The organism is Micromonospora sp. GCM10011542, from assembly GCF_042650685.1.
Classification (GTDB): domain Bacteria; phylum Actinomycetota; class Actinomycetes; order Mycobacteriales; family Micromonosporaceae; genus Micromonospora.
Window position 1 is genome coordinate 56,586 of record NZ_JBHSBO010000003.1, and the last position, 23,933, is coordinate 80,518.

At 74.5% G+C, this 23,933-nt stretch carries 23 protein-coding genes; 5 read left to right on the plus strand and 18 right to left on the minus strand.

Features of this window, described 5'->3' with window-relative positions; genetic code table 11:
• Positions 1-82 precede the first annotated feature (82 nt).
• Together ACFOW4_RS00830 and ACFOW4_RS00835 are read left to right on the plus strand one after the other, a co-directional pair.
• Complete coding sequence (locus tag ACFOW4_RS00830; protein ID WP_377523536.1) at positions 83-466, plus strand: SCP2 sterol-binding domain-containing protein; 384 nt, start codon at positions 83-85, stop codon at positions 464-466.
• Positions 463-2,529, plus strand: a complete 2,067-nt coding sequence (locus ACFOW4_RS00835; protein ID WP_377523538.1) for a glycogen debranching N-terminal domain-containing protein — start codon at positions 463-465, stop codon at positions 2,527-2,529. Before ACFOW4_RS00830 ends, ACFOW4_RS00835 begins: the two co-directional genes overlap by 4 nt.
• Before the next feature lie 81 nt (positions 2,530-2,610).
• On the opposite strand, the gene ACFOW4_RS00840 is transcribed toward ACFOW4_RS00835, so the two are convergent.
• Both ACFOW4_RS00840 and ACFOW4_RS00845 read right to left on the minus strand, forming a co-directional pair.
• Positions 2,611-3,396 (minus strand): hypothetical protein, encoded by a 786-nt coding sequence (locus ACFOW4_RS00840; protein WP_377523539.1) that lies wholly within the window; start codon positions 3,394-3,396, stop codon positions 2,611-2,613.
• Positions 3,397-3,532: 136 nt separating this feature from the next.
• Positions 3,533-4,039 (minus strand): DinB family protein, encoded by a 507-nt coding sequence (locus ACFOW4_RS00845; protein WP_377523541.1) that lies wholly within the window; start codon positions 4,037-4,039, stop codon positions 3,533-3,535.
• A gap of 132 nt (positions 4,040-4,171) precedes the next feature.
• On the opposite strand from ACFOW4_RS00845, the gene ACFOW4_RS00850 reads away from it, so the two are divergent.
• Positions 4,172-5,143, plus strand: coding sequence for a DUF72 domain-containing protein (locus ACFOW4_RS00850; protein WP_377523542.1), 972 nt, complete (start codon positions 4,172-4,174; stop codon positions 5,141-5,143).
• A 44-nt stretch (positions 5,144-5,187) separates the two neighbouring features.
• On the opposite strand, the gene ACFOW4_RS00855 is transcribed toward ACFOW4_RS00850, so the two are convergent.
• The 4 genes from ACFOW4_RS00855 to ACFOW4_RS00870 form a co-directional block, all read right to left on the minus strand.
• The gene (locus ACFOW4_RS00855) at positions 5,188-6,426 is read right to left on the minus strand and encodes a cytochrome P450 (RefSeq protein ID WP_377523544.1); all 1,239 of its coding nucleotides are present in this window, start codon (positions 6,424-6,426) and stop codon (positions 5,188-5,190) included.
• A 113-nt stretch (positions 6,427-6,539) separates the two neighbouring features.
• Complete coding sequence (locus ACFOW4_RS00860; protein ID WP_377523545.1) at positions 6,540-6,911, minus strand: hypothetical protein; 372 nt, start codon at positions 6,909-6,911, stop codon at positions 6,540-6,542.
• A gap of 163 nt (positions 6,912-7,074) precedes the next feature.
• Positions 7,075-7,764, minus strand: coding sequence for a hypothetical protein (locus tag ACFOW4_RS00865; protein WP_377523547.1), 690 nt, complete (start codon positions 7,762-7,764; stop codon positions 7,075-7,077).
• A gap of 170 nt (positions 7,765-7,934) precedes the next feature.
• Entirely contained in the window at positions 7,935-8,873 is a 939-nt protein-coding gene (locus ACFOW4_RS00870) for an SDR family NAD(P)-dependent oxidoreductase (protein ID WP_377523548.1), read from the minus strand.
• A gap of 106 nt (positions 8,874-8,979) precedes the next feature.
• Here ACFOW4_RS00870 and ACFOW4_RS00875 point away from each other — a divergent pair, with 106 nt between their 5' ends.
• Together ACFOW4_RS00875 and ACFOW4_RS00880 are read left to right on the plus strand one after the other, a co-directional pair.
• The gene (locus ACFOW4_RS00875) at positions 8,980-9,885 is read left to right on the plus strand and encodes a LysR family transcriptional regulator (protein ID WP_377523550.1); all 906 of its coding nucleotides are present in this window, start codon (positions 8,980-8,982) and stop codon (positions 9,883-9,885) included.
• Positions 9,886-9,960: 75 nt separating this feature from the next.
• Positions 9,961-10,131 (plus strand): hypothetical protein, encoded by a 171-nt coding sequence (locus tag ACFOW4_RS00880; protein WP_377523551.1) that lies wholly within the window; start codon positions 9,961-9,963, stop codon positions 10,129-10,131.
• 16 nt (positions 10,132-10,147) lie between these two features.
• On the opposite strand, the gene ACFOW4_RS00885 is transcribed toward ACFOW4_RS00880, so the two are convergent.
• The 12 genes from ACFOW4_RS00885 to ACFOW4_RS00940 all read right to left on the minus strand — a co-directional run bounded on the left by ACFOW4_RS00885 (position 10,148) and on the right by ACFOW4_RS00940 (position 23,778).
• Positions 10,148-10,945, minus strand: a complete 798-nt coding sequence (locus tag ACFOW4_RS00885) for an alpha/beta fold hydrolase (RefSeq protein WP_377523674.1) — start codon at positions 10,943-10,945, stop codon at positions 10,148-10,150.
• A gap of 88 nt (positions 10,946-11,033) precedes the next feature.
• Positions 11,034-11,969: a glycosyltransferase family 9 protein gene (locus tag ACFOW4_RS00890; RefSeq protein WP_377523553.1), complete on the minus strand. Its 936-nt coding sequence runs from the start codon at positions 11,967-11,969 to the stop codon at positions 11,034-11,036.
• Positions 11,966-12,661: an SDR family oxidoreductase gene (locus tag ACFOW4_RS00895; protein ID WP_377523554.1), complete on the minus strand. Its 696-nt coding sequence runs from the start codon at positions 12,659-12,661 to the stop codon at positions 11,966-11,968. Before ACFOW4_RS00895 ends, ACFOW4_RS00890 begins: the two co-directional genes overlap by 4 nt.
• The gene (locus ACFOW4_RS00900) at positions 12,658-14,073 is read right to left on the minus strand and encodes a PfkB family carbohydrate kinase (RefSeq protein WP_377523556.1); all 1,416 of its coding nucleotides are present in this window, start codon (positions 14,071-14,073) and stop codon (positions 12,658-12,660) included. Before ACFOW4_RS00900 ends, ACFOW4_RS00895 begins: the two co-directional genes overlap by 4 nt.
• The gene (locus tag ACFOW4_RS00905) at positions 14,070-14,870 is read right to left on the minus strand and encodes an SIS domain-containing protein (RefSeq protein ID WP_377523557.1); all 801 of its coding nucleotides are present in this window, start codon (positions 14,868-14,870) and stop codon (positions 14,070-14,072) included. Before ACFOW4_RS00905 ends, ACFOW4_RS00900 begins: the two co-directional genes overlap by 4 nt.
• Positions 14,870-16,087, minus strand: a complete 1,218-nt coding sequence (locus ACFOW4_RS00910) for a glycosyltransferase (protein ID WP_377523559.1) — start codon at positions 16,085-16,087, stop codon at positions 14,870-14,872. The genes ACFOW4_RS00905 and ACFOW4_RS00910 overlap by 1 nt, the downstream gene beginning before the upstream one ends.
• The gene (locus ACFOW4_RS00915; protein WP_377523560.1) at positions 16,072-17,070 is read right to left on the minus strand and encodes a glycosyltransferase; all 999 of its coding nucleotides are present in this window, start codon (positions 17,068-17,070) and stop codon (positions 16,072-16,074) included. Before ACFOW4_RS00915 ends, ACFOW4_RS00910 begins: the two co-directional genes overlap by 16 nt.
• A gap of 64 nt (positions 17,071-17,134) precedes the next feature.
• Positions 17,135-18,766, minus strand: coding sequence for an HAD-IIIA family hydrolase (locus ACFOW4_RS00920; RefSeq protein WP_377523562.1), 1,632 nt, complete (start codon positions 18,764-18,766; stop codon positions 17,135-17,137).
• On the minus strand, positions 18,760-19,767 hold the full coding sequence (locus ACFOW4_RS00925; RefSeq protein WP_377523563.1) for a glycosyltransferase family 2 protein: 1,008 nt from the start codon (positions 19,765-19,767) through the stop codon (positions 18,760-18,762). Before ACFOW4_RS00925 ends, ACFOW4_RS00920 begins: the two co-directional genes overlap by 7 nt.
• Positions 19,764-21,416, minus strand: a complete 1,653-nt coding sequence (locus ACFOW4_RS00930) for a carbamoyltransferase (RefSeq protein WP_377523565.1) — start codon at positions 21,414-21,416, stop codon at positions 19,764-19,766. Before ACFOW4_RS00930 ends, ACFOW4_RS00925 begins: the two co-directional genes overlap by 4 nt.
• A gap of 198 nt (positions 21,417-21,614) precedes the next feature.
• On the minus strand, positions 21,615-22,871 hold the full coding sequence (locus ACFOW4_RS00935) for a hypothetical protein (protein ID WP_377523566.1): 1,257 nt from the start codon (positions 22,869-22,871) through the stop codon (positions 21,615-21,617).
• Between the two features lie 142 nt (positions 22,872-23,013).
• The gene (locus ACFOW4_RS00940) at positions 23,014-23,778 is read right to left on the minus strand and encodes a hypothetical protein (RefSeq protein ID WP_377523568.1); all 765 of its coding nucleotides are present in this window, start codon (positions 23,776-23,778) and stop codon (positions 23,014-23,016) included.
• Between the last annotated feature and the right edge of the window lie 155 nt (positions 23,779-23,933).

Genomic DNA, 23,933 nt, shown 5'->3' on the forward strand with positions numbered 1-23,933 from the left:
GGCCCGCCGCAGTCACCCGGTCCGGGTGATCCGGCGTCACCCGGATGCGGGTGATCCTGCGGGGAACGGGGGGAGGGCGCCGATGGGCACCACGATCGCGGAACGCCTGGACCGGTTGGACCCCGGGCGGCGGCCCGAGCTGCCGGAGACCACCGGGACGATACGGCTGGACGTGCGCGAGGACGGCCGGACCGAGCACTGGTACCTGCTCATCGCCGACCAGCAGGTACGGGTGATCCGGTCGGCCGAGGACGCCGACCTGGTGGTCCGCGCCGACCGGCGCATCTTCGACCGGCTGGCCGGCGGGCAGGACCATGTGGCGGCGTCGCTGCTGCGCAACGATCTGACGGTGCACGGCAACGTGGGACTGCTGCCGATGCTGCGCCGGATCTTTCCGGGGCCGGCTGGTGCCCGGCATCCGCGCGAACTGGGGCGGGCAGCGGTCGCCGGTCGGGATCAGCGATGAAGCAGGAACGGGTGCACGTGATCGCGGGCAACGTCTTCGCGATCAGCGACGCGCAGGGCGACGTGGAGGTCGACCTGCAGGCCCCGGTGGGGCTCTTCTCGTTCGACACCCGCTTCCTGTCCCGCTGGGTGCTGACCGTCGACGGTGAGCGGCTCAACGCGCTCTCGCGCGACGACATGACCTACTTCGAGACGCGGTTCTTCCTGGTCCCGGGCACGGCGAGCCACTACGTCGACGCGGACGTGTCGGTGATCCGGCACCGCTCCATCGATGACAGCTACAACGAGCGGCTCACCGTCCTCAACCACGCCCCGCACCCGGCCGAGCTGACCGTGCGGATGGAGATCGCCGCCGACTTCGCCGACATCAGCGAGTTCGGGCAACCCGCGCGGCGCTCCGTCGCCGTCACCGCCGACTCCGCGGGCCGGCAGCTTCTGCTCCGGTACGAGCGGGAGCGCTTCGGCCGGGAGACCGCCGTCACCAGCACCGCCCCCGTCGACGTGGACGAGCACGGCATGACCTTCCGGATCCGCGTCGAGCCCGGTGGACAGTGGGAGACCGACCTGCACGCCGCCATGATCATGCCGGGTGAGAGTGGGCGGGACCTGCGCGCTGACCTGAACTCGCACCGGCAACACGTACGCGTGGACATGCGCCGGGATCTGGCGGACTGGCTGGACCACGCCCCCGAGCTGGTCGCCGCGCGGGGCGGGCTCACCGCGACCTACCGGGGCAGCCTGGCGGATCTGGCCGCGCTGCGGTACGCGCCGCTGGCGAACGTCGGTCGGGTGCCGGTGGGCGGCCTGCCCTGGGCGATGGACCTGCACGGGCGGGACAGCATCATCACCTGCCTGCAGACCATGGCGTTCACCCCGGAGCTGACCCCGGCGACGCTGCGGATGCTGGCGATGCTCCAGGGCAGCCAGCTCGACGACGAGCACGACGAGGAGCCGGGAAAGATCCTGGCCCGGTTCAGCTACGGCGAGTCGGCCGCCTTCGGTGACCTACCGACCGCGCTGTACTACGGCGCGGCGGACACCACTCCGCTCTTCGTCGTCCTGCTCGACGAGTACGAGCGCTGGTCCGGCGACGCCGACCTGGTCCGCGAGCTGCGCCACCCGGCGCGGATGGCGCTGGACTGGATCGACGAGTACGGCGACCTGACCGGCGACGGCTACCTCCGCTACCAGCGCCGCAACGAGCGCAACGGCGTGGTCAACCAGTGCTGGAAGGATTCCCCGGACGCCATCACCGACCGGCAGGGGCGGCAGCCGGCGTCACCCCGGGCCACCTGCGAGTTGCAGGGCTACGCGTACGACGCCAAGCGGCGTGGGGCCCGCCTGGCCCGCGAGTTCTGGGGCGACCCGGCGTACGCCGACCGGCTGGAGCGGGAGGCCGCGCAGCTCAAGGAACGGTTCAACCGCGACTTCTGGCTGGCGGACCGGGAGTACTACGCGCTGGCCCTGGAGCCGGACGGGCAACCGGTCGACGCGCTGTCGTCCAACATCGGGCATCTGCTCTGGAGCGGGATCGTCGACGAGGACCGCGCCGGGGCGATCGCCGCGCACCTGGTCGGGCCTCGGCTCTTCAGCGGGTGGGGCGTGCGGACGTTCGCCACCGGGCAGCTCCCGTACAACCCGGTGGGCTCGCACCTGGGAGCGGTCTGGCCGTCGGACAACGCGCTGATCGCCGCGGGGCTGCGGCACTACCGGTGCGACGCGCAGGCGGCCCGGATCGCGGAGGGGATCTTCGACATGGCGCAGTTGCTCCGCGGCCCGGTGCCGGAGGTGATCGCCGGGTACGAGCGTGACCTGACCCGGTACCCGGTCCAGTTGCCCGCCGCGGGCCGACCCCAGTCGTGGTCCTCCGGGGCGCTGCTGATGCTGCTCGGCACCCTGCTCGGTCTGCGTCCATCCGGCGACAATCTGCTGGTCAACCCGGCCCTGCCGGAGGGATTCGGGCGGATCGAGCTGTTGGACATCCCGGGTCGCTGGGGGCGCTCGGACGCGTACGGCCGGGACCGGTCGGCCGCCGGACGTGGGCGTCGGGCCCGCTTGCGCTGACCTCCGGAGTCCCGCCCGGGGCGACCGGCGGCACTATCATCGCCGTCGGTCGCGGCGGACCCCGCCGGACCGTGCCGCCCGCTACCGATGGTTGGCGGTGGGCGGAGCGGGTCGGGCTTTCGTCGGCGGGACCGGAAGGGCGGTGGGCCGCCTGACGCGTTCGGATCCGGTGGCGGTGGGCTTACCGGTGGGGGGTACCGACGGTGGTTGCACCGGTGGCCCCGGCCGGCTCGGCGTGACGTCGGGCCGCCGGCTGGGGCGCAGGTCGCTTGGGGTCGGCCCCCCGGCCAGCACCCGGTCGCAGTACTCGCCCACCCGCTGCCGGTCACCGGCCGCGGTGATCAGCTCGGAGAGGACCGGATTGTCGAGGCTGCGCCCCGGGTTGTCGCCGGCATCCGCCCGGTACGCCCGGCACAGGTTCAGCAGAGCGGCGGCCGGCGTGGGCGTCGTCGGCCCGCCGGGGCTGCTCGCACCGGGACCCGGCGCGGGTCGCCCGTCGGGGGCGGTGCCGCCCCCCGGAGAGCCGGGAGGTGGCGGCGGGGTGGCCGTGGACGGGTGCGGAGGCAGGGGCAGAGTGCCGGTGGCGGCGGCCAGGGCCACCCCACCGGTGGCGACGAGCGCCACGGCTGCCGCGGTCGCCCGGATGCCGAAGCCAGCGAGGCGCCGCGTCGGGTGGAACGCCGTTGCCCTCTTGGTTGGCTGGGCCAGCGCGTCACGGTAGCCGCGGAGGGCGGCGCCCTCGCCGGCCAACTCGGCGGGGCGGGGGGCGGCGCGCACCGCGGTCAGCAGCAGCACGACCGGCCGTGGGCCGGCCGAAGGGTCGACGATGATCCCATCGAGCAGCCGCTCGACGGTTTCCTGATCCATCCGGTCCACGTTCATCTCGTGTCCCTCAGCGCCGCCCCCGGGCAGGGCGTCACATCAGTCCTGCTGACGGGACGAGCGAGGCTTGCCGGGAGCGGCCGGTGGGGCACCCGCCGGACAGGACGGCGGCCCGGGCAGGTCAGCCCATGGTCTTGGCGCCGTCGATGGACTCGCGCAGGATGTCGGCGTGCCCGGCGTGCTGGGACGTCTCGGCGATCAGGTGCAGCAGCACCCGCCGCACCGTCCAGCTCGCCCCCGGCTCGAACCAGGGCGCCTGCGGCAGCGGGTGGGCCGAATCCAGGTCGAGGGTGCCGATCAACTCGTCGGTCTCGGCGGCGACCTGCTGGAACCGGTCGACCAACGCGGCCAGCGTCTCGCCCTCGGCCATCCGGAACTGGCCGACCCAGTCGATCTCCTCGCTCTGCATCGCCTCCGCGCCACCCACGGCGAAACGCATCCACCGCTCCTCGGTGCCGGCGACGTGCTTGATCAGACCACCGAGGCAGAGCTCGCTCGCGGTGGGGCGGCTGGCCGCCTGCTCGTCGGTCAGCCCGTCGACGGTCTGCAACAGGAAACCCCGGTGCCGGCGCAGCGTCTGCAACAGATCAACCCGCTCGCCGGTCGTCACCTGCTCGGTACTGGTCATGCTCCGCCCCTCGGTCGATGTCCGCTGGCGTCAGCCTAGGACCGACGACCGTCACTTCCCCGGCTCCGACACGGCCGCGGCGGCGCCGCCCAGCGGTTGCCGATCCGCGCGCCGGGCGGTCCACTGAATGACATGGGTGTGATTAAGGTGGGTACGTCCTCCTGGGCCGACCAGTCGCTGCTGCGCTCCGGGTGGTACCCGCGCTCGGCGAACACCCCGGCCGGCCGGCTGGGCTACTACGCCGGCCGGTTCCCGCTGGTCGAGGTGGACACCTCCTACTACGCCGTCCCCGTTCCGGAAACCACGCAGGGCTGGGTCGACGCCACACCGGCGGAGTTCACCTTCGACGTCAAGGCGTTCAGCCTCTTCACCGGCCACCCGACGCCGGTGGCGGCGCTGCCCCGCGACCTGCGGCCGGCCACCGGCCCGAGCCGGGTCCGCCGCCGCGACCTGCCGGAGCGGGCGTACGACGAGCTGTGGTCCCGGTTCCGGGCGGCGCTGGACCCGATCGCGGGCGCCGGCAAGCTCGGCGTCGTGCTGCTGCAGTTCCCGCCGTGGCTGGTACGCAGCGCCGCGGCCGAGCGTCGGATCGTCGAGCTGGCGCGGCGGTGCCGGCCGTGGCGGGTCGCCGTGGAGCTGCGGCACGGGTCCTGGTTCGACGGTCGGGCGGCACTGGACACGGTGGAGCTGCTGCGCACCAACGACCTCAGCCTGGTCTGCGTCGACATGCCGCAGGGAAACCCGTCCTCGGTGCCGCCCATCCTGTTCACCACCGCCGAGCCGGCGGTGGTCCGGTTCCACGGCCACAGCGACGACTGGCGCGGCGGCGACAAGCAGGAGAAGTTCCGCTACGCCTACGACGAGGGTGAACTGCGGCACTGGGCCAGGCTGCTGTCCGAGCTGGCCCGGCCGGCCGACGAACTGCACGTGCTGTTCAACAACTGCTGCGCCGGCCAGGCCCAGCGCGACGCGACCCGGCTGGCGCAACTGCTCACCGAGCACGAGCTCGAGCTCGCGCAGCGGGCCGACCGCCGGCCACGACCGGGACGCCAGCCGGGGACCGCGGACCAGCCCGACCCGGCCCGTGCCACGACCGGCCGCTGACCGGTTTCCCCACCGGCCCTCCGGGTACCGCCGCTGGTCAGTGGTCAGTTCGCCGGCGCGACCTCGATCACCAGGCCGTCCACCGGGCGGGTGGGGATGCGGTGCAGCGGGATCCGCAGGTCCTGCTCGGGCACCCGGTACGACAGGCGGGCCAACCGGACCGCGAGGTCGCGCAGCAGCGCCACCGTGATCATCTCGCCCGGGCAGCGGTGCCCGGTACGCGGATCACCGCCGCCCTGCGGTACCAGCTCGAACGGGCCGATCTGCCGGCCGACGAAGCGGTCCGGGTCGAAGCGGTACGGTTCCGGCCACGACCGGGGGTCGTGGTTCTGGCCGTACAGGTCGAGCAGCACGATCGCGCCGGACGGGATGCGCTCGCCACCCCACGTCAGGTCGGCCACCGCCCGCGCGCCGACGAACGGCGCGAACGGGTAGAACCGGCGGATCTCGTGGGCGTACGCCTCCGAGAACGCCGGGTCGCCGACGCGCAGGCGGTCCCGTTGCGCCGGCCAGCGGTGCAGCGCGTGCCCGGCGAAGGCCACGAACCAGCTGACCGCCACCGTGGGTCGGATGATGTTGAGCAACTCGACCGCGGCGGTGCGCGCGTCCAGCGGCGCGCCGTCGGCGTCCCGGTGCTCGGCCACCGCCGCCGCCGCGGAGCCCGCAGGGGCCTTGAGTTCGCCCCGGCGTACCCGCTCGACCAGTGCGGCCAGCCAGTCCTCGCGTCGGGTCCGGGCCCGCCGCGCCCGCCAGTGCCGAGGCCCGGCGGTGGCGAAGCCGTCCACCATGGCCACCAGGTCGCCGGCGAGCGCCGGCACCTCGTCGCGGGTGAGCGGGATGCCGGTCCAGTCGCAGACCGCGCGGGTCAGCACCCGGCTCGCCTCGTCGAAGAGCACCACCCGCCGGCTCGCCCAGTCCCGGGCGGCCTCGTCCCAGGTGGCCTCGACCCGCTCGACCAGGCCGTCGATGCTCCCGTCCATGAGCAGCGCCACGAGCAGCGCCTTCCGGACGCGGTGCGCGTCGCCGTCGAGGGTGTGCACCGCGCCGTGTCCGAACAACGTGCTCTGCACCGGGCCGGGAATCGCCCCGTGCCGACGCACGTGCCGCTCGTCGTAGAAGAACTCGGCCGCCGCCGGCCCGTGCAGCGCGACCATCGGCAGCCCCAGCACGCGGGTCCGCAGCACGTCGGCATCGGCTCGGCGCAGGCGGTTGGGCAACCACGCGTAGCCCTCGAGGGCCAGCGGCAGAGAACTGTCGAGGCGGGTGGTCCGGGGCGTCGGCATGGGACCAGTCCTGCCCACCCGGTCGGTCGGCAAACCGCCAGCGCGCCCGCGTTTCGCGCTCCACCCGGCCGTCCGCACCCACCGGGAGGCGGATCCGCGGGTCGCCGCTGTCGCTACGAGCGCCGGCCCCGGCTGCGCAGCGCGTCCTGGGTGCGCTCGTTGACGTCCGCGTCGTCCGGGAACGACCGGCCGCTCGGTGCCGGGTCGGGTGGTGCCCCCGGTCCGGCCGACGGCGTCCGCGTCGGTTCCACCGAGCCGAAACCGTGCCGGCCGGCGGGCCCGCTCCGCCCGTCCGGGGCGCCAGCGCGGCGGTCCCCGCGCCGTCCCTCCGGCACCGCCGTCTCCTCGCTGCCCTCGTCCATCGGCGAGTCCTCGTCCGTGCCCCAGGGCGGCTCGGCGTCGAAGCCGTCGCGGGTGCCCCACGGGTTGAGTGCCTCCGGCTCCAACCGGTCGCCGCCGCCATCGCGTCCCTCGTGCGCCGTCATGGCCACCTCGCTCGTCGGTCCGTCGCTGTCGGCGGACGATTGCCCGTACCCGGGCGGGTTACGCCCGCCCGGATCCGCCCTTCGGGGCGAACCGGGGACGCGACCGGCCGGCGTCCCGCCGTCGAGGAGTCGGCGGGATGCCGGCCGGGCCGGTACCGGTGCGTCAGCGTCCGGCCATCGCCATGTTGCGCTTGTGCACGTTCCCGCCGTTCATGCCGCGCTTCCGCGCGCCCATGCCCGCCATGCCGCCCTTCTTCGCGCCCAGGCCCGCGAGCGTGGCGATCCCCATCGGGGCGGCCGCCACCTTGCTGACCCGGCCGAGCACCCCGCGCCACTGCTGGGTGGGCTTCTGCTGCTCACCCATGTACGAGGTGACCACGACCAGCGCGCCGGTCAGCGCCGGAATGGCCCACTGGAGCAGCTTCATCTGCCGCTGCGTGGACGCCACGTGGGCCGGCGTCTGGTGGTGGGGCTCGGTGGTGCCGTTCACCGGTGGACCACCGGCCTTCTCCAACTTCATGCCGAGCAACCGGCTGTAACCGGTCACCGCGAGCGCGCCCACGGTCAGTGCCGTCTTGATGGCGCTGGCCTGCGCTACTCCCCGCTGGGAGGCCACCCGTGGGCTCTCGGTCACCAGTTCGCCGACCGCGCCGGCGAGGTGCGCGCCGATGGCGGCCGCGTTCATCGGAGTCCACTTGGCCCAGGCCGCCGAGGCCACCGGGAGCCGTTGGGACGAGTCGTTGATTTTCGCCGCCGCGCTGTTGACGCCGAGCGCTCCCATGAGGGAGCCCCCGAACCAGGCCGCCAGGCCCAGATCGTGCATGGAGCGCAGTGCGGTATGCCGTTCGGACATGTGATCCCCTTCCGCCGTGTCGGGCGGTGCGGCTTACCCGCCGCCCGGGGGGCTAATCCCTGGTCGACGGGGCGAACCTGCCGACCTACGGCGCACCAGGGACGGCCGCCGCGGACAGTGCCGCCCGCGCCCCCGGCCGGGTGGCCTCCCGGCCGGGTCAGCATCGCGCGTCAGGCCCGTCCTGCGTCGGCGAGCATGTCGAGCGAGACCTGCCACAGCCGCTCGGCTGCCGCGGGGTCGACGGCGTGGTCGGCGACCCCTTGCAGCGGTGTCTCGGGGCTGTGTCGCGCCGCCTCGTTGCAGTCCTCGAAGTACCGGCCCCCGATCTCGTCCAGCCCCGGCCAGGCCGCGAGCAGCACCGAGGTGGCGGCACCCTGCTCCGGGGTCTTGAAGTCGTACGCCGGAAGCTGCGCGTAGTCCTCCTCAGTGAGGTGACGCCCCAGGTTGGTGGCGACCGCCCCCGGGTTGGCCGCGTTGACGGTGATGCCGTCGCCGGCCCAGCGCCGGTTCGCCTCGACCGCGAACAGCGCGGTGGCTGTCTTCGACTCGCCGTAGGCGAGCATCCGGTCGTAGGGGCGTTCGCGGAAGTTGACGTCCTCGAAGACCATCGGCGCCTGGACGTGTGCGATGGAGCTGAGCGTCACCACCCGCGCCCGGTCGGCCGCCGCGAGCGCCCGGTGCAGTCCGGTGGTGAGCGCGAAGTGGCCGAGGTGGTTGGTGGCGAGTTGCAGCTCCCAGCCCTCCGAGGTCCGCATCTCGGGGGTGGCCGACACCCCGGCGTTGTTGACCAGCATGTGCAGGGGGCCTTCCCAGGCGGCGACGAAGGCGGCGACCGACCCCTGATCGGAGAGGTCGAGCGGGGCGACCCGGACCAGCCGGTTCGCCGTGGTGGCGAGGATGTCCCGCGCCGTCCGTTCGCCGGCCGCCACGTCCCGCACCGCCAGGGTCACCTCTGCGCCCGCTGCGGCGAGGGCCCGGGCTGTCTCGACACCGATGCCCGAGGAGGCGCCGGTGACGATGGCACGCCGCCCGGTGAGGTCGATGCCGGCCACCACGTCGGCGGCGGTGGATCCGGCGTTGAACGGCGTGGTGACGCGTGGTGCGGTCATGATCGGGATTCCTCCGGTGCGTGGTCGTTGCGTCCTCCAGAAACGATCCTGCGGGGCCCGCGGAGCGGCCAACACTGTCTTCCTGGGGTGGTTACAGTCTGTTCCTGTGACCACCCCTGAACTGCGGCAACTGCGGTATTTCCTGGTTCTCGCGGAGGAGTTGAGCTTCACCCGGGCCGCCGCTCGCCTGATGATCGCCCAGCAGTCGCTGTCCCAGCAGATCACCGCCCTGGAACGGATCGTCGGGGCGAGACTGTTCGACCGCGACTCGCGCGGCACCACCCTGACCGATCTGGGTGCCCTGTTCGTCCCCGAGGCCCGCGCGGTGGTGGACCGCGCCGAGGAGGCCGTCGCCGTCGTGGAGAGGGCCCGGCGGGGGGAGGTCGGCAGACTCCGGCTCGCCTTCCTGACCACCGTCGCCAACCACCTCCTGCCCCCGGTGGTCCGGGCCGTGCGCCACCACCTTCCCGACCTCCAGTTGGCGACGGAGTCCACCAGCATCGCGTCCCTCGTCGAGGGCGTACGGGGCGGGAGCTATGACGCCGCCTTCACCCGCCCCCCGCTCGTCCCCGATCTGGAATCCAGGACGCTCGCGACCGAACCGGTGTGCGCCGTGCTGCCCGAGGATCACCCGCTCGCCGGCCGTGCCGAACTGGAGCTGGCCGAACTGGCCGACGAACCCTGGGTCATGACGCCGCGCAGCTCCTGGGAACCGTGGCACCGTTCCTACGACGAGCACTTCCGCCGGGCGGGTTTCGTGCCGAACGTCGTCCAGGAGGACGCCAGCGTGCAGAGCCTCCTCGGCCTCGTCGCCGCCGGGCTCGGCGTCACCCGGCTCGCCCGTTCGGCGCGGAGTCTGCGCCGCACCGGCGTGGTGTTCGTCCCGCTGACCGGCGCGTACGCGGAGACCGAAATGGTGTGGCGGTCGGGCGACACCTCGCCGGCCCTGCACCGGCTGGTGGCCGTGGTCACCGAACTGGCGGCGACGACCGACCTGACCGAGGCCGGCTGACCCGGTCCGGAAGGAGTCGTCCGGTCGGTGGCGGGTAGATCGTGACCTACGCCGAGCGCAGGAGAGGGGTACGGGATGTCACAGCCCGAGGAGAGCCGGGAGAAGACCGCCACCACGGACGCGGTGCTCATGCACCCCGACGACGACCTGAACCGGACCACGGCGGAGGTTCCGCCGCGCAAGGACCACGGCGAGATCCGGGTGGAGCGGGACGACGAACTGGTGCCGCTCGACCCTGAGGAGTGAGCCGGCCGGCGGCCGCTCAGCGACGCGGCAGGCCGCTGGCGAAGCGGGCGATCCGCTGCGCCAGCGGTGTGGCCGCGCGTACCCAGGTGAAGTGGTCGAGCGGGGCACCCGCCTGCGCGCTGGTGTAGCGCTCCCGGGTCACCGGTGCGGCGGCCAGCCTGCCGCAGAGGTTGTCCATGGTCTCGTGCGGGGTGTACTGGTCGTCGTCGACGCTCACCGCGAGGACCGGGCTCCGCACCGCGCGTACCGCCGCCTCGGTGTCCATGCCGTCCAGCCGGGGGAAACGGCCGGTCCGGGCGGTGTACGCCCAGTCCCGGATCACCCCGCGCGCCTGCCGGCCGCCGAAGCCCCAGCCGGGCCAGACCCGCAGCAGCGCGGTGGTGGCGGCGATGCCCTGGGTGTACGGCAGCACCCCGTAGCCCCGCAGGCCGGGATAGTTGCGCCAGTAGGGCAGGCCCACGGCGATCAGCGCCAGCCCGTCGGCCGCGTCGCTGCCGTCCAGGGCGAGGTGCAGGAGTGCGGCCTGCCCGCCGAGGGAGTGCCCGAGCAGCAGCCGGGTGCGCCCCTCCAGTCGGGGCTTCAGTGCGCGGAGCACGGCGCCGACGTCTCCGGCCAGCTCGGCGTAGCCGTACCGGTCGGCCCGGCTCGGCGCCGGCGTGCTCGCACCGGTGCCGCGCAGGTCGGCGACGACCACGGCGAGCCCGGCGGCGCGCAGCGCCGCCGCGAAGGGGCGGTAGTAACGCGCCTTCACCCCCATCGCCGGCCAGATCACCACCACCGGCGCGCCGGGCGGGCCGGCCGGCTCGGGATACATCTGCACGCCGAGCCGACCGCCGTCGACGTCCACGAACTCCTGTGTGTACTCCGGCTCCCCGTTCACGGCGCCAGCCTACGGCCCTTCGTTACCGGCGGGTAGCCACCTGTTCGACCCGCTCCACCGCGTCGAGCACCTGCGGCACCTGCACCGCCGCCAGCGCCGGGTGCGGGGCGCTCTCCACCGGACCGCGCGGGCGGGGACCCACCCAGAGCGCCCGGTGCCACGGCCGGTCCGGCGGTGGCCCCCACTGCGCCGGTGGCACCGGCCCGAACAGCAGCACCGACGGCGTGCCGTACGCGGTGGCCAGGTGCCCGATCCCGGTGTCCCCGCTGAGCACCAGCCGGGCGTGCGCGACCAGCGCCGCCAAATCGCCCACGTCGGTGCGTCCGGCCAGCACCGCCGCCGCCGGCAGCCCGGCCAACTCGGCCACCCGGACGCCGATCTCCCGCTCGTCGGTGCTGCCGGTGACCACCACGCGGTGCCCGCGCGCGGTGAGGTCCCGGGCCACCGCGGCGAAGCGGGCCGGTGGCCACCGGCGCTGCGCCGCCTTCGCGCCCGGGTGCACGATGCTCACCCCGGTGGGCAGGCCGGCCGGGTCCGGCCGGCGCAGCGCCAGGTCGGTGCGGTCGGCCTCGATCCCGTACCACGCCAGCAGCCGGCACCAGCGGTCCACCTCGTGCTCGTCGGCGGTCCACCGGGGGCCGTCGGCGTGCCCGGCGTCGGCGTTGGCGAAGGCGAGCAGCCGCCCGGGGCGCAGCCCGGCCAGCATCCGGTGCGACTGCGGCCCGCGACCGTGCAGGTTGACCGCCAGGTCGGGGGCCGGACCGGACCACGCCAGGTGGCCCAGCCCGGGAGCGTCGACCAGCCGGTCCACCCCGCCGACCAGCTCCACCAGCGGCGTCAACCAGCGCGGCGCGACCAGCACCAGCTCCCGACCGGGGTACGCGGCGCGCAGCGCCCGCAGCGCGGGCACCCCGGTCGCCAGGTCGCCCACGCCCAGCGCCCGCAGCACGACGATCACGGGTACGACGACTCCTGCTCGGCGCAGACCACGAGTTCGCGTACCGCGCAGCCGGGCGGTTGGCTCAGTGCGAACATGATCGCGGCGGCGGTGTCGGCCGGGTCGTTGAGGATCGCGTCCGGGCCGGGCTTGTAGCGCTCGTCCCGGTCGTCGAAGAAGGCGGTGCGCATCCCACCCGGGATGAGCAGGGTGACTCCGACGTGCCCGGCGAGTTCGGCGGCGAGGGCGCGGGTGAAGCCGACCACGCCGAACTTCGCCGCGCAGTACGCGGTGGCGTCGCTGACCGCCTTGACGCCCAGCGTGGAGGCGACCGTGACGACGGTGCCGTGCGAGCGTTCCAGCCACGGCAGGGCGGCCCGGATCACCGCGGCGGTGGCCAGCAGGTCCACCGCGACGATCCGGTCCCAGGTCTCCCCGGGCACGTCCGCCAGCCGGCCGGGCACGTCCATTCCGGCGGCGGTGACCACGCCGTCCAGGCCGCCGGCCTGCTCGGCGAGCTGCCGGGTGGCCGCCTCGGCGGCCCGGGTGTCGGCCAGGTCGCACTCCAGCCAGGGCACCCCCTCGGCGGGCGCCTGCCGGTCGAGCACGTACGGCCGGCCACCGGCCTTGGTCACCGCGGTCACCACTGCGGCGCCGAGGCCGCTGGATCCGCCGGTGACCAGGACCGCGGATCCGTTCAGGTCCCTGCTCATGCTGTCTCCTTCACACGCTGCACGAGGTGTCCGCCGCGCGAGCGCGCGGCGCTGATGGTGGCGGTCGTCGACCGCCCGTCCAGGTAGGGCACGGTGACCACCCGACCGCCCCAGCCGCGGATCAGCTCGGCCTCGGGCAGCTCCGGCGCGCCGTCCCCGGCGTAGTCGCCGCCCTTGACCCAGACGTCCGGCCGGAGCCGCGCGAGCACCGTGTGCGGGGTGGACTCGTCGAAGACGACCACGGCGTCCACGCAGTCCAGCGCGGCCAGCAGCCGGGCCCGGTCGGCCTCGGTGTTGATCGGCCGGCCCGGCCCCTTGAGGGCTCGCACGCTGCGGTCGGAGTTGAGGCAGACCACCAGGGCGTCGCCGAGGCGTCGGGCCGCCTGGAGGGTGGCCAGGTGCCCGGCGTGCAGGATGTCGAAGCAACCCCCGGTGGCGACCACGGTGCCGCCGTCGGCACGGACCCGGGCCACCAGCTCCATCCCGGGGCCGGCAGGGTCCGCCGGTGCCGGTGCGTCGACGTGCAGCCCGGCGGCGCCTCCGGCGGCGACGTACGCCGACGCGGCGGACACCGCCTCCCGGACCGCCTCGGAGACGAGTGCGCCTCCGGCGAGCGCGGTGGCGGCGGTGGCCGCGAACCGGTCCCCGGCTCCGCAGGTGTCCCGAACCTGATCTGGTGTGGACGATGGGGGCACCACCAGCGGGGTGGTGCCGGAGTGGCAGAGCAACGCCCCGTCCCGGCCCATGGTGACCGCCACCGCGCCGGCCCGCCACCGGCTGCGCAGCTCGTGCCCGGCCCGGGTGGCGGTGGACAGCGGCGAGCCGCCGCCGGCGTCGCCGGTGAGCTGCCGCAGCTCGGCCAGGTTGGGGGTGGCCAGCCGAACACCGGGCACCGCGGCCGGCCCGCGGGGGTGCGGGTCCCACACCACCGGTGCGGTCGTCTCGCCCAGCGCCGCGCGCAGCGTCGGCTGGCGCAGCAGCCCCCGGCCGTAGTCGCTGGCCAGCACGGCGGCGGCGGTACGCAGCGCGGCCAGCGCCGCCGCCGGGGGTTCGGCCGGCGGCTGCGGGGCGCCCCCGCGGTCCAGCCGCAGCAGGGTCTGCCCGTCCGCGCGCAGCCGGATCTTCTCCGGTGTCGCCCCGGGCAGCCGCAGCGGATACAGCGTGACCCCGGCCGCGGTGAGCAGGTCGGCCAGCCGGGCGCCCCCGGCGTCGTCGGCGAGCGCGGTCACCAGCACCACCTCGGCGCCCTGCGCGGCGGCGAGCAGCGCCGCGAGACCGGCACCGCCGGGCCGGTCGGTGGCGTCCCGCTCGTCGAGCACCGGCACCGGGGCGTCCGGGCAGACCCGGGTCACCCGGCCGGCGACGTCGCGGTCCAGCAGGGCGTCGCCGATCACCACCAGCGGCCCGTTCACGACCCGCTCCCGTCACCGTCACGGGCCGCCGGCACGTGCAGGTTGAGCGCGTGCCCGTTGGCACCGTGCCCGTTGGCGCCGTGCCCGTTGGCGCCGTGCCCGTTGGCACCGTGCCCGTTGGCGCCGTGCCCGGCGGTGGCCAGCGGGCGTTCACCCGGCCCGGGCCGGTGCGGGGCGCCGACGGTACGCGTCACCGGTGCCGGGAACCGGGGCAGGTCCTGCACCAGTGGTAGTGCCTGTTCGACGTATTCGCAGAGCAGGTGGCTGGTGACGAGGTGGAGTTCCTGGACGACCTGGGGGTCGGGGGAGTCGATGGCGAGGGTGTCGTGGCAGGTGTCGGCGAGGGGGTTGGGTGTGGGTCCGGTGAGGGCCCAGGTGGTGAGGCCGGTGTGGTGGGCGGTGTGGGCGGCGGTGAGGAGGTTGGTGCTGGTGCCGCTGGTGGTGAGGAGTAGGAGGATGTCGCCTTCTCGGCCGTGGGCTTGGACTTGGCGGGCGTAGACGTGGGGGTAGCCGTAGTCGTTGGCGATGGCGGTGAGGGCGCTGGTTTCGGCGTGTAGGGCGATGGCGGACAGGGGTTGGCGGTCGTGGTGGAGTTTGCCGACGAGTTCGGCGGTGAGGTGTTGGGCTTCGGCGGCGCTGCCGCCGTTGCCGGCGACCAGCAGCCGCCCACCGTTGGCCAGGGTCCAGGCCAGCTGGGTGCCCCACCCGACCAGCCGCTCGGCCTCCCGCCGGTACGGCAGCAGCGCCGCGGCCAGCCCGCTCAGGTGCGCGTCGATGATGGCGAATCCGTCGCTCATCAGACCACCGCCGGGGTGGGCCGGCCGACGGCGGTGACCGCGGCGTAGACGGCGCTGAGCTGCTCGGCCGCCCGCTTCCAGGAGTAGCTGCTGCGGATGCGGTCCAGCCCGGCGGTGGCGTACGCGAAGCGGCGCACCTTGTCGGCGAGCAGCCGGCGGATCGCCAGGCCCAGCGCCCGTGGGTCGCGCGGCGGCACCAGGTCCCCGGTCAGGCCGTTGACCACGGTGTCGGCGATCCCGCCGACGGCGGTGCCGACCACCGGCACGCCGCAGGCCATCGCCTCCAGCGGGGTCAGCCCGAACGGCTCGTACCAGGGAGCGGCGACCAGCAGGTCCGCCGAGCGGTACCAGCGACCCATCTCCTCACGCGGCACCGCACCCACCAGCCGCACCCGGTCGGCCACACCGCACGACTCCGCGAGGGTGCGCAGCCGCCGGGCGAACGCGTCGGCGGGCGGCAGGTCGGCCGAGGGGCCGCCGACCACCACGCACTCGGCGTCCGGCACCGCCGGCAGCGCCCGGATCACGTCGGGGAAGCCCTTGCGCTCCACCATCCGGCCGACCGTGAGGATGCGCGACCGGCCGGCGAAGCGCGGTTCGGCGGGACCGTCCGGGCGGAACATCTCCAGGTTCACCCCGGACGGGACGAGCGCCATCCTGGACCGGGGCACGCCGAGTCGGACCAGCTCGCCGACCTCGTCCTGGCACTGCACGATCACCCGGTCGGCGGCCCGGCCGAGTGTCCGTTCGTACCCGATCCGGCCTGGTGGACTGGTGTCGCGGGCACCCTGGTGGCGGCGCTTCACGGTGCCCAGCGCGTGGTAGGTGAGCACCACCGGCACCCCGGTACGCCGGCCCGCGTGCAGGGTCGCGAGCCCGCTCATCCAGAAGTGCGCGTGCGCGACGTCCGGCGTCCAGTCGCCGTCGCGCCACTGCTCGGCCAGCCAGCGACCGAACTCGCCCATGAACGGCAGCAGCTCGTCCTTGGGTACCCGCCGCGTCGGGCCGGCCGGCACGTGCCGCACCTGGTAACCGTCGGGGGTGGACACGGTGTCGGCGAGCGCGGCGGAGTCCCGCCGGGTGTAGACGCGTACGTCGTGACCCTCGCCGACCAGCGCGGCGGCCAGTTCGGCGACGTGCGTGTTCTGCCCACCGGCGTCCTCCTCGCCCAGGACGGCGAGCGGACTGGCGTGCTCCGAGATCATCGCGATGCGCATGTCTCCTCCTCCATCAGTCGGTCCCAGTCGGCCAGGAACCGGTCGAGCCCGAAACGTTCCTTGGACACCTCGCGCGCCCGCGCGCCCAGCCGGTACGCCGCGTCGCGGTCCTCCACCAGCCACCGGGCCGCCTCGACGAGCGTGTCCACGCGGGTGGAGAGCACCCCGGCGTCCGGCGGGACGGCGTCGACCGCCTCGGTGGTGGCCAGGGCGATGACGGGCATGCCCATCGCCATGGCCTCGATGAGGCTGAGCCCGAGTGAGGTCCACCGGCACAGGTGCAGGTACGCCCTGCGCCGGGCCAGCTCGGCGTGCATCCGGTCCTGCGGCAGGTCGTCGTACCCGGTCACCGCCAGCCCGTCGGACGCGGACCCGGTGGGGCGGGCGGCGATCAGCGCGTCGCGCAGCCCGGCCACCCCCATGCCGAAGACGTCCAGTGGCGCCACCCGCGCGAACCGGGGCATCAGGTCGGTGCCGGTGACCCGCCACCGCCGGACCGGCTCGTTGGTCACCACGGCCAGCCGGTCCAGTTCGCCGTTCCACTGCACCCGGGGCGCCACGATGCCGTGCTCGATGACGGTGGTGCGGGTGGCGCCGGTGTCCCAGAAGAGGTGGTTGAAGTGCGTGACGTGGGCGACGAGCAGGTCATCGCGGTCGGCCATGGGGTGGCGGGTGTCGGGGACGTCGCCTTTGGGGGTGTTGTGTTCGACGTAGATGGCGGGGATGTCGCGGCCGGGGCGGCGGTGCAGCCATTTCTCGGCGAGGTCGATCTCTTCGGGGCGTTGCAGGATGACCAGGTCGACGCCGGCGTCGGGTAGGTCGTCGGGGGTGACTTCGACGGCGGTGTCGGGCCAGGGGTAGGTGCGGGCGCGGCCGAGGCCGTAGGGGCCGCGGTCTGGGGTGGTGGGGATGAGGTAGCGGTGGGTGCCGTGCACGAACGAGGTGGTCCAGGAGCCGTGCACGTGCCAGAGCAGAACGTTCATGCCTCTCCTGTCGCGGATGTCGCGGATCTCGCGGATGGTCGGCGGGGCGGGTACGGGGCTGCCGTCAATCGGGGGAGGGTGGCGCCAGCCGGCGGACCGCCTCGACCACCTGGGTCGGGTCGATGCCGCTGAGGCAGGGGTGTCCGGGTACCGGGCAGTGCGCGGCGCGGGTGTCCCGGCAGGGTGCTCCGGCGTCGCCGAGGCGGACCGTGGGCACCCGGTACGGGCCCCATTGTCCGAACGGGACGGTGGGTGCGAAGAGGCTGACGACCGGGGTGCGGACCGCCGCGGCCAGGTGCGCCGGCCCGGTGTTGCCGACCACCAGACAGCGGGCCCCGGCGAGCAGCCGGGCCAACCCGGCCAGGTCGGTCCGGCCGCCCAGGTCGACGCCGCCGGCCGCGGCCACCCGGGCGGTGAGTTCCCGCTCGTCAGGGCCGCCGGTGACCAGCACCCGGTGCCCGGCGGCGGTCAGCGCCGCAACGATGTCGGCGTACCGGCCGGGGGGAGCGGCGCGGGCCGGCACCGACGCGCCCGGATGCACCACCACGTAGTCGCGGTCGGCGGTGTCCGCCGACCGGCTCAGCTCGGGGCGGAGGCGCAGGACCGGTTCGTCGTCGGTGGGCAGGGTGTGTCCGGCGGCGGCGGCGAGGGACAGTGCGCGTTCGGGTTCGGGGACGCCGACGGGGACCCGGTGGCGTACGTCGAGCAGGCTGCCGGGGTAGTCGTCGCTGATCGCGGCGATGCGGGGTACGCCGGCCATGCGTAGCAGCAGGGCCAGGGGCAGTGGTGACTGGTGGAACGAGGTGAAGATGATCGCCTCGTCGGCGTCGACCGTGGCGAGGCGGGCGGTCAGCGCCCGCATGTCGGCGGGGTCGACCGGGTCGGGTGTGGCCTCGATCCAGGGCAGCGGGTGTTCGATGATCTCGTCGACGCCGGGCAGCAGGGTCGCGGCGGCGCGTCCGCGTGGCCCGCACAGCAGCACCACCCGCTCGGCGTCAGCGGCCACGGCCCGGATCGCCGGCCCGGTGACCAGCACGTCCCCGGCCGAGTCCGAGCGCACCACCAGCACCGTGCCCGCCCGCCCGGGGATCCCGGCGGGCGGCGGGGTCGACGCCGGGAGCAGCGCCACACGCTGATCGGCGTCCGGCTCCCGCCGGCGTACCGCGTCCTGGCGGCGCAGGATCTCCCGCACCGCCGCCGGCAGGTCGGCGGCCACCCACCCGGCGGCCGCGACCTCCTCGGGCCGGGTCACCGGCGTCGGCACCAGCACCCCGGCCGCACCGGCGGCCAACGCCGCCTCCACATCCCGACCGATGTCCCCGACGAGGACGCACCGCGACGCGCTCGCACCCAACGTCCGCGCCGCCGCGTGCACCAGACCCGGCGCCGGCTTACGGCACCCGCAGCCGTCCGAGTCGTCGTGCGGACACACCAGCCACGCGTCGAAGCGACCCAACAGGGCCTCGATCCGCGCGTGCACCGCCTCCATCTGCTCAGTCGTGAAGTAGCCCCGGGCCAGGCCCGACTGGTTGGTCACCACCGCGAGCCGCAACCCGGCCGACCGCAACCGGTCCAACGCCTCCCGCGCCCCCGGCACCGGCCGCACCTTGTCGGGATCACCGTTGTACGGCACGTCCTCGACCAGCGTCCCGTCCCGGTCGAGCAACACCGCGTCGTACAGGCGGGGGGTCACCATCCGGTGCCGATCCGTGCGCCGCGGGCGCGCCACCAGCCGCGTACCCAGTGGGCGATCGCGACCGGCGGGATCAGCGCGCTGGTCACGAGCATGGTGGCCACCTCGTCGGCGGACCGGGGGCCGGGCGCGATCCGCAGCCGGGCGAACTCGGCGGTGCCGGCGGCCCAGCCGAACGCGGCCAGGCCGGTGCCGACTCCGAGCACGCGCCGGGTCGTGCCCCCGGGCGGCGCCGACCGGGCGGCGACCGCCCCGGCGACGGCGAGCACACCGGCGGCGGTGACCGCGGCGTGCCGGTGCCGACGCCCCGGCGGCAGCCCCAGCTCGGTGCGCCAGCGCGGGCCGTACAGCCGGCGCAGCAGCGCGTCGTCGGCGTTGCCCCGCTGGGTGCGCAGGCTGATCCAGCGCCCCTCGGGCCGTACCGGATGGGTCACCACACGCTGCCCGCGCAGCAGGTCCCAGCCGGCGCGGCGGACCCGGTGGGCCAGCTCGGCGTCCTCGCGGTAGGCGCGCGGAAAGCGTTCGTCGAAGCCGCCGACCGCGGCCAGGGCCGCCCGGCGGTAGGCCATGTCGGCGGTGATCCAGACGCCCTCGGCCAGGCCGGCGGTGCCGCGTTCCCAGTCGGTCGGCCGCCGGTGGGCCGGCAGCGGCACCCGGACGCTGCCCTGCACGCCGCCGAAACGCTCGCCGACGGCCAGGTCCGCGCGCAACCGGCGGGCCCAGCCGGCGGCCGGCACCACGTCGTCGTCGAGGAAGACCACCCAGGAGCCGCGGGCCGCCCGCCAGCCGACGTTGCGGGCCGCCGCCGGGCCCGCACCCCGACCGGTCAACACCTTGGTGTACGCGGCCAGCGCCCCCGGCACCGACAGCTCGCCGGTCTCGTCGCGCCGGTCGTCGACCAGCAGCAGCTCCACCTCGGGCAGCTCGGTGACCTGGTCGGCGAGCGCGGTGAGCAGCACGTCGAGGCTGGGTCGGCCGAGGGTCGGCACCACGATGCTGATCACCGGCCACCGCCCAGCGCCCCCCGGCGCACCGCGAACGGGCCGAGCGCGAGCAGCTCCACCGGTGCCGAGCCGAACAGCTCCATCGCTTCGCGCGGCGTGTCCACCATCGGGCGGCCGGCGGTGTTCAGCGAGGTGTTCACCACCACCGGCAGCCCGGTCAACCGTTCGAACTCGGCCAGCAGTTCGGCCACCACCGGCTCGGTGTCGGCGGAGACGGTCTGCACCCGGGCGGTGCCGTCGACGTGCGTGACGGCCGGGATCCGATCGCGCCACTGCGGGTTCACCCGGTGCACGAAGAGCATGTACGGGCTGGGCAGCACCCCGTCGAAGATCTCGGCGGCCCGTTCGGCGCGGACCATCGGCGCGATCGGGCGGAACTGCTCGCGGCCCTTGACGTCGTTCATCCGCGCGGTGGTGGCCGGGTCGCCGGGGTGCGCCAGCAGGGAGCGGTGGCCCAGCGCGCGCGGGCCGTACTCGCTGCGTCCCTGGTACCAGGCCACGATGCCGTTGTCGGCCAGCACCCGGGCGGCCTCGGCGGCGATCGACGCCGGCCGGGTGTACGGCAGGGCCGCTCGGCGCAGCTCCGCCTCCAGTTCCTCGTCGGACCAGCCCCGGCCGAGGTCCACGCCCGACATGGGCGTGGACCGGTCGCCGAGCGTGCCGGCCACGTGCAGGGCGGCGCCGAGCGCGGTGCCCGCGTCGCCGGCCGCCGGCTGCACCCAGACCCGCTGGTACGGGCCCTCGGCGGCGAGCCGGGCGTTGGCCACGCAGTTCAGCGCGACGCCGCCGGCCAGGGTCAGCGTGGACGCCCCGCCGGAGGCGGCGTACAGCCAGCGGGACAGGTCGAGGACGACCTCCTCCAGCCGGGCCTGGACGCTCGCCGCCAGGTCGGCGTGGTCGTCGGTCATCTCGCCGTCGGGATCGCGCGGCTTGGCCAGGCTCGCCCAGTCGATCTCATCGACGGTGAACCCGCCGTCGTCGGTGACCCGGACCAGCTCCCGCAGCAGCCCCAGGTGTCGTGGCCGGCCGTAGGAGGCCAGCGCCATCACCTTGTACTCGTCGCTGGAGTGCAGGAAGCCGAGGTGCCGGGTCAGGTCCTCGTACAGCAGGCCGAGGGAGTGCGGCAGCTCCTGCGTGCGCAGGGTGCGCAGTGCGCCACCGTCGTACACCCCGGCCAGGTGGCTGGCCACCTCGCCGCGGCCGTCGAGGACCAGCACGGCGGTGTCGTCGCCGGCCGTGGGTGCGGCCAGCCCGGCGGACGCGGCGTGCGCCACGTGGTGCGGGACGAAGCGCACCTTGGCCGGGTCGAGGCCCGGCAGCGCGGCGGCCAGGAACTGCGGCGCGCGGTTGGCGTACTCGATGCGCAGCCAGTCCCACGGGTCGCTGAGCCCGAGTTCCGCTGCGTCACGGCAGAGGCCCGGATCGAAGGAGTACGCCACCGCGTCGAGGTCGTCGACGTCGCACCCGGCGTCGGCCAGGCACCAGGCGGCGGAAAGTTCGGGCAGTTCCCACGCCGAGAAGGCGACCGGGCGCTTGCCGTGTTTGCGGCGGCTGAACCGCTCCTCTTCGGCGGCGGCCACCGCCCGTCCGTCGACCACCAGGGCGGCTGCCGGATCGTGGAAGATCGCATTGATACCGAGGACCCGCATGGCAGCTCGGTACCCCTGGTTCGCGCACCTAACCTGTAGATCATCGACTTCTCCGTCGAAGCGGACCGGCTGGTGACTGTCGTGATCGGACGATCACCGTACGTGGCGTCCCGGTGATCCCTTTCGATGGGGTTCGCCCCCTTGGGGGGGCACGACGGAGGCCCCGCCGAGCGGCGGGGCCTCCGGTGGTGGCGCAGGTCAGGAGACCGTGATCGTCCCGTTGCCGGCGCGTACGCAGGCCACCGCCCGGGCGCTGGTGGCGGCCGCCCCGGCGAGGCACTGCCCGAGCACCCGGTGCCCGGTGGCGTTCGGGTGCCACGACTCCTGGCAGGTCTGGAAGTACGTGACACACGTGTTGGCGATCCGTTGGATGGCGATCTTGTCCTTGCCGTCGAGGCTCGTGACGAAGGTGCCGTTCGGGTCGTCCTGGAGCCGGATCGGGGTGGCCAGCGCCCCGCTCGGGCTGGCCGGCGACTCGCACAGCCGGGCGCCGTCGAAGGCCCGCTGCACGTTGAGATAGACCAGGTCGGCGGCGGGGAACTCGGCGGCCAGAGTGTCCCGGGTGGACTTGACCAGGGTGCCCAGGTTCTGCGAGAAGTGGTGGCCCGGCAGCAGGCTGGCCCGGTGGATCGGGCAGCCGGCCGCGTACCGCTCGGCGCCCAGCGCCCGGAACTTGTCCCGGGTGTCGTCGCGGCTGTCCTCGCTGTGGAAGGTCGGGTCGAGGTCGAGCGGCAGCGGGTTGGTGTAGTCCTGGAACACGATCCGGTGCTGCCCGTCCGCGTCCACCTGGTCCAGTGTGGTGAGCAACTGGCGTACCGCGGCGGTGGTCTCCGCGGTCGCGGCGCTGAGCTGGGCGGCGGTGGCGAGGTCCGCGTCGCTGCACGGCTTCTGCTCCACCGGCCCGTTCAGGTACGCCCAGAACTCCCACCACCCGGTCCAGGCGTCGGCGATGAACCGGTTGGCGCAGGTCTCGGCGACGTTGCCGAAGGTGAACGAGCTGTTGTTGGAACCGAGACCGAGCAGCACCAGGTCGATGTCGTTGGTCTGCGCGACGGCGCGGAGTTGGTCGAGCTGCGCGGCCACCGTCCGGCCCTTCGCCCGGGCGGCGGAGGCGGTGGCGATGTCGTGGGGCTGGCCGCCGGAGCAGGCCAGGTTGAACCGGGCCTGGATGCCGGGCAGCGCCGCCTGGTGCAGCGAGGCGTTCGCCGAGCGGTGGCAGAAGTACGCGTTGCTGTTCGGCGCGGTCCAGCCGGGGAAGCCCTGGGCCACTCCGTTGGCGTCGACCACGGAGGTGTACGCCCCGGCGCCCTCGCCGCTGACGAAGCTGTCGCCGAGCGCCACCGCGGCGGTGGGCAGCGCAGCGGAGGCGGGTGCGGGCAACGCGACGGTTGTCGACAGCGCGGCCGTGGCGATCGTGAGTGCCGCGGCGAGCGTGGTACGCCGGAACCTGGACATGTGTCCCCCATCCATCCATCGAAAGATGAAAGATTCTCTGAGGGCGCGATCAGATCACCTTGGCACGACGGACGTCAATGCCTCGCAACAGAATCGTTCGGTGACCGACCACCCGCCCCCGACATCAAGGAGCCCGAGTCGATCAACCGCGAGCCGTTCGGCCCTTCAACACCGCCGCGCCGAGGGCGTTCAGACCGACACCCCAGATCAACAGGACGGTCAGCCACTGCGCCCACCTGAGCGGGCTCATGTCGCCGGAGAGCAGTTGGCGGACGCTGCCGTACGGCGTGAGCCACGGCTGGACGGGCCGGAGGGCGTCCACGGCACCGAGCAGGGCCCACAGGCCCAGCGGCAGCACGATGGTGGCGAGGAACGCGACGACGCGCGACCGCAGCAGCAGGCCCAGCCCGGTGCCGACCAGCCCGGCCACGATCTGCACCAGCACGCTGCCCACCGCGACGGTCCCGGCGTGCCGCCACGGCTGCCCGGCGATCTCCGCCGGTGCGAGCAGGAGCGTGGCGGCGCAGATGAGGACCCCGAAGACGCCCACGACGGCGGCGAGCACGATCGTCGCCAGCAGGATGGGGGTGACCCGGGCCGGGCGGGGCGCCCGCCGCAGGTCGTGGGCCAGCAGGATGCCGAAGAGCGGCACCACGACCGACATCAGGCTCTGCACCGTGTCGGAGAACGCGGCGAACGTCCGGTCGGCCGGGTTCGCCGCCGCGATCAGCGCCACGCCGGCGAGCAGACCCGCCAGCAGGGTGGCCCCGACCAGCCAGCGCCGGGCCCGCGTCCCGACCGAACGCCGGATCGCGGCGCCGACCGTCCCGTCCAGGGCGGTGGCCTCCGGGCCCGCCGTCCCGGTCGCTGCGGTCGCCGCAGTCGCCAGCGGCCCCTCCTCGCCCATGGTGACCCCCGTCTGCCGCCGCCCCGGCCGGGCGCGACCGTCGCTGACAGTACCGGCCGGCTCGCTCTCCCGCTGTCCCGCGACAACCGGCCGGCGACCGTGCCCACGGCCACCCGGAAATGTTCGTTGGCTCACGTCCGGCCTCCGGCGCGCGG

Excerpts from the sequence above, each read along its gene's own strand:
- ACFOW4_RS00905 (WP_377523557.1), bottom strand. The coding sequence starts at position 14,870 with ATGAGCGACGGATTCGCCATCATCGACGCGCACCTGAGCGGGCTGGCC.
- ACFOW4_RS00940 (WP_377523568.1), bottom strand. The coding sequence starts at position 23,778 with ATGGGCGAGGAGGGGCCGCTGGCGACTGCGGCGACCGCAGCGACCGGG.
- ACFOW4_RS00830 (WP_377523536.1), top strand. The coding sequence starts at position 83 with ATGGGCACCACGATCGCGGAACGCCTGGACCGGTTGGACCCCGGGCGG.
- ACFOW4_RS00855 (WP_377523544.1), bottom strand. The coding sequence starts at position 6,426 with ATGCCGACGCCCCGGACCACCCGCCTCGACAGTTCTCTGCCGCTGGCC.
- ACFOW4_RS00840 (WP_377523539.1), bottom strand. The coding sequence starts at position 3,396 with ATGGATCAGGAAACCGTCGAGCGGCTGCTCGATGGGATCATCGTCGAC.
- ACFOW4_RS00920 (WP_377523562.1), bottom strand. The coding sequence starts at position 18,766 with ATGGTGACCCCCCGCCTGTACGACGCGGTGTTGCTCGACCGGGACGGG.
- ACFOW4_RS00885 (WP_377523674.1), bottom strand. The coding sequence starts at position 10,945 with ATGTATCCCGAGCCGGCCGGCCCGCCCGGCGCGCCGGTGGTGGTGATC.
- ACFOW4_RS00865 (WP_377523547.1), bottom strand. The coding sequence starts at position 7,764 with ATGTCCGAACGGCATACCGCACTGCGCTCCATGCACGATCTGGGCCTG.
- ACFOW4_RS00930 (WP_377523565.1), bottom strand. The coding sequence starts at position 21,416 with ATGCGGGTCCTCGGTATCAATGCGATCTTCCACGATCCGGCAGCCGCC.
- ACFOW4_RS00935 (WP_377523566.1), bottom strand. The coding sequence starts at position 22,871 with ATGTCCAGGTTCCGGCGTACCACGCTCGCCGCGGCACTCACGATCGCC.
- ACFOW4_RS00895 (WP_377523554.1), bottom strand. The coding sequence starts at position 12,661 with ATGAGCAGGGACCTGAACGGATCCGCGGTCCTGGTCACCGGCGGATCC.
- ACFOW4_RS00835 (WP_377523538.1), top strand. The coding sequence starts at position 463 with ATGAAGCAGGAACGGGTGCACGTGATCGCGGGCAACGTCTTCGCGATC.
- ACFOW4_RS00910 (WP_377523559.1), bottom strand. The coding sequence starts at position 16,087 with ATGCGCATCGCGATGATCTCGGAGCACGCCAGTCCGCTCGCCGTCCTG.
- ACFOW4_RS00850 (WP_377523542.1), top strand. The coding sequence starts at position 4,172 with ATGGGTGTGATTAAGGTGGGTACGTCCTCCTGGGCCGACCAGTCGCTG.
- ACFOW4_RS00860 (WP_377523545.1), bottom strand. The coding sequence starts at position 6,911 with ATGACGGCGCACGAGGGACGCGATGGCGGCGGCGACCGGTTGGAGCCG.
- ACFOW4_RS00845 (WP_377523541.1), bottom strand. The coding sequence starts at position 4,039 with ATGACCAGTACCGAGCAGGTGACGACCGGCGAGCGGGTTGATCTGTTG.
- ACFOW4_RS00915 (WP_377523560.1), bottom strand. The coding sequence starts at position 17,070 with ATGAACGTTCTGCTCTGGCACGTGCACGGCTCCTGGACCACCTCGTTC.
- ACFOW4_RS00870 (WP_377523548.1), bottom strand. The coding sequence starts at position 8,873 with ATGACCGCACCACGCGTCACCACGCCGTTCAACGCCGGATCCACCGCC.
- ACFOW4_RS00880 (WP_377523551.1), top strand. The coding sequence starts at position 9,961 with ATGTCACAGCCCGAGGAGAGCCGGGAGAAGACCGCCACCACGGACGCG.